This is a genomic window from uncultured Cetobacterium sp., assembly GCF_947039425.1.
Lineage (GTDB): Bacteria > Fusobacteriota > Fusobacteriia > Fusobacteriales > Fusobacteriaceae > Cetobacterium_A.
The window spans coordinates 1-2,510 of the sequence record NZ_CAMQYW010000298.1 but is presented as its reverse complement, the minus strand read 5'-3'; the positions used below and the strand labels follow the sequence as shown (position 1 = coordinate 2,510).

Annotated in this window: 4 protein-coding genes; all 4 read right to left on the bottom strand. The window is 23.8% G+C overall.

Annotated features, from left to right (window positions below):
- Nucleotides 1–180: 180 nt before the first annotated feature.
- Nucleotides 181–378, bottom strand: a complete 198-nt coding sequence (locus tag Q0V09_RS10780) for a hypothetical protein (RefSeq protein ID WP_297406418.1) — start codon at nt 376–378, stop codon at nt 181–183.
- A 38-nt stretch (nt 379–416) separates the two neighbouring features.
- Nucleotides 417–1,349, bottom strand: a complete 933-nt coding sequence (locus Q0V09_RS10775) for a M3 family oligoendopeptidase (RefSeq protein WP_297489489.1) — start codon at nt 1,347–1,349, stop codon at nt 417–419.
- Nucleotides 1,340–2,122, bottom strand: a complete 783-nt coding sequence (locus tag Q0V09_RS10770; protein WP_297489486.1) for a hypothetical protein — start codon at nt 2,120–2,122, stop codon at nt 1,340–1,342. Before Q0V09_RS10770 ends, Q0V09_RS10775 begins: the two co-directional genes overlap by 10 nt.
- Nucleotides 2,123–2,199: 77 nt before the next feature.
- Nucleotides 2,200–2,505 (bottom strand): nucleoside triphosphate pyrophosphohydrolase, encoded by a 306-nt coding sequence (locus Q0V09_RS10765; RefSeq protein WP_297489492.1) that lies wholly within the window; start codon nt 2,503–2,505, stop codon nt 2,200–2,202.
- Nucleotides 2,506–2,510 lie beyond the last annotated feature (5 nt).

Below are 2,510 nucleotides of genomic sequence, written 5' to 3'. Positions count from 1 at the left end.
CTCTTCCGATCTGTTTTATGTTCAAGAATTGAATCAGGATTATAAACTTTGTGATCCTCATGATCATGAATAAGTTTAGTTCCTCCATGAGTAAGTGTTATTTTTCTAGTATTCATATAATGCCTCCATTTTTAGTTCCTTTCTTGAGTATAACTTTTTGTAGGCTTATATGCAATAAATTTATAGATATTTTTCAATTGAAATAATGTATGATGTATTTATAAATATTGACTTGTCACTTTTTTTTAATTCTATAAAGTTATCATAGGTAGATAGTAAAACTCCAATATGACATTCAGATGACGTATGTTCAGAGAAAGATGAGTGGGCAACTAAAATATTAATTTTTTTATTTAAAAATTGATCAAAAACATTCATGAAAAGCCTCCAGTAAATTTATTGTATTCCCTAATATTTTAAGTATAACTCTTTGAAAGGTTATTTTCAATCATATCTAAAGATTTTTTTATATCTTCAATAATAGATTCAACTGTTCCACTATCAAATGGAGATTTTAAATTAGCATGTGCTACTAATTCTAAGAAAGATTTAGTTCCTCCTAAGTCACAAAGAGTGATATAATCTTGCCAAGCTTCTTCTCTGTTATTATTCATTTTTTTAAAAAATTGTAAAGCACATATTTGAGCTAAGGTATAATCAATATAATAGAATGGACTTTGGAATATATGAGATTGTTGAAACCACCATCCACCATTTTCTAAAAAGTCACATTCTTCATAATTTTTATGAGGAAGATATTCTTTTTCTAAATCTCTCCATATTTTTTTTCTTTCTTTTGGAGTTAAATTTGGATTTTCATATATTTTATGTTGAAAGTGATCAACTGTTACTCCATAAGGAATAAATTTAATAGCTTTTCCTAAATGAGAGAATTTATATTTATCTGTATTCTCTTTAAAGAAAAGTTCCATCCAAGGCCAAGTAAAAAACTCCATACTCATAGAATGAATTTCAGAACTTTCATAAGTGGGAAAATTTAGTTCTGGAACTTCGATCCATCTTGATCTATAAGCTTGAAAAGCATGACCAACTTCATGAGTAAAAATAGCAATATCTTCTTTAGTTCCATTAAAATTTGTAAATATAAAAGGAGATTTATATTTAGAAATATAATCACAATATCCTATAGAAGCTTTTCCGTCTTTAGTTTCTAAATCCATAAGTTCATTTTCAGTCATAAAATCAAAAAATTCTTTTGTTTCTTTTGAAAGTTCTGAATACATTTTTTTCCCATTTTCAATAATCCATTTAACATCCCCTTTAGGGATAGGATTACCTGTTGTAAACTCATAATTTTGGTCATAATATGTTAAAGTTTCTAATGCCAACTTTTTCCTTGTTTTTCAAATAAATCATTTGCTATGGGAACTATATATCTTTTAACTTGTTCTCTAAAATTACTAACCATTTGAGGATTATAATCATTTCTATTCATTCTAATATATCCAAGTTCTACAAAGTTTTTATAGCCTAATTTTTTAGATATTTTATCTCTAATTTGAACTAAATTATGATAGATCTCATCTATTTTTTTCTCATTTTCTTTAAAGAAATTATATTTAGCTTCTAAAGCCTCTTTTCTTGTTTTTCTATTATTGTTTAAAGTATAAGGAGTAATATTAGATAAATTTTTAAATTCTCCTTTAAAGTAGATATTTGCTGAAGCTATTAATTTTTGGTATTGTGAAGTTAAATTGTTTTCTAGTTGGAGATCTTTTATAATATTTGGATGAAAAGTTTTGATAGAATTTTCAGCTATGTTAAAAAATTGTTTTGACAATTTTTTTTCTAAGAAGTTTCTATTTTTAGATTTTAATATTATTTTGTAAAATTTATTATCAAGTTCTTTATAATAGGGAGAATACTCATTCCAATAATCATTTTCATTATTGTAAAATTTATCATTTGTATTTATAGTGTGTCTTATCATACTGATGGAATTTAAAGAAAATATATTATTTCTAATTTTGTTTATTTGTAATATATATTCATATTCCTCCTCTTTATTTATTGAATTGTTCAAGTTTTTTAGTAGAAAATTATACTCTGTTTTTATTTTTAAAAAATCAGGTCTTTCGTAATAAAAATCAGAAAATTTCATAAATATTTCCCCCTTGTTTAAATTATATTATTGCCATTTTAATAAAATTGCTCCAGATGACAAACCTCCTCTATTTTCTAATCAAAAGTTGATTCTAAAATAATTTTATTTTTAAAGTTACCTTTATTTTCAGCTTTAAAATTTTTTATGTTATATATGTTTTCAATACTTAAATTATAAGTTAATATAATAGCATCAATTATTTCTAAGATGTCGGCAATTTCTTCTTCGTTTTTATCCACTTTAAATTCATTTACTTCTTCTGTGAGTTTATCTAATAATTTTGTTTTATATTCCTCTAAATCAGCAATATGATATGTATAGTTTTGATTATTATTTTTTATTATATTTAATATTTTATCTCTAACAAGCTTATTATATATTTTTT

Coding starts and splice junctions, on each gene's coding strand:
- Q0V09_RS10780 (WP_297406418.1), bottom strand. CDS start 378: ATGAATGTTTTTGATCAATTTTTAAATAAAAAAATTAATATTTTAGTT.
- Q0V09_RS10770 (WP_297489486.1), bottom strand. CDS start 2,122: ATGAAATTTTCTGATTTTTATTACGAAAGACCTGATTTTTTAAAAATA.